This is a genomic window from Nocardia alni, from assembly GCF_019038435.1.
In the GTDB taxonomy this organism is placed as follows: domain Bacteria; phylum Actinomycetota; class Actinomycetes; order Mycobacteriales; family Mycobacteriaceae; genus Nocardia; species Nocardia alni.
On record NZ_JAGPOX010000390.1, the window covers coordinates 1 to 404 of the forward strand.

Annotated in this window: 2 protein-coding genes; both read left to right on the forward strand. The window is 29.5% G+C overall.

Annotated features, from left to right (window positions below; genetic code table 11):
* The coding region (locus JZ791_RS47490; RefSeq protein ID WP_216904024.1) for a hypothetical protein at positions 1 to 254 on the forward strand (254 nt) is incomplete at its 5' end.
* Positions 247 to 404 (forward strand): hypothetical protein (locus tag JZ791_RS47495; protein ID WP_498049425.1); only part of this gene is annotated, 158 nt, incomplete at its 3' end. The genes JZ791_RS47490 and JZ791_RS47495, both read left to right, overlap by 8 nt.

Below are 404 nucleotides of genomic sequence, written 5' to 3' on the forward strand. Positions count from 1 at the left end.
TGATAGGATTTGATGTCGATTATGGAAACACAACATTTATTGGTCATAATGAAAATGGATATTTAATTCCTATCGATAAAAGTCACCAATCAGAACAAGAAATCGTCGACAATTTAGCCGAAGCGGTTATTCAATTTTTCAAAAATGATACTTCATCATTTCATGAGAAATCTTATGAACTTGCTGAACAATACAAGACTGACAATATTAAACAAAAGTGGTTTCACTTAATTGAAGAGGTGCTACATGATTAATCTATTTGAATCTTTTGATATAAGAACACAACGACTTTATAAAACATTTGAGAACGCAAAGATGAATGTACAAACAATTGTAATTGAAGAAGATGGATTCTTACCTTCAAATGTCATAACACCTTATCAATTTTTCGCTAATAATGATAA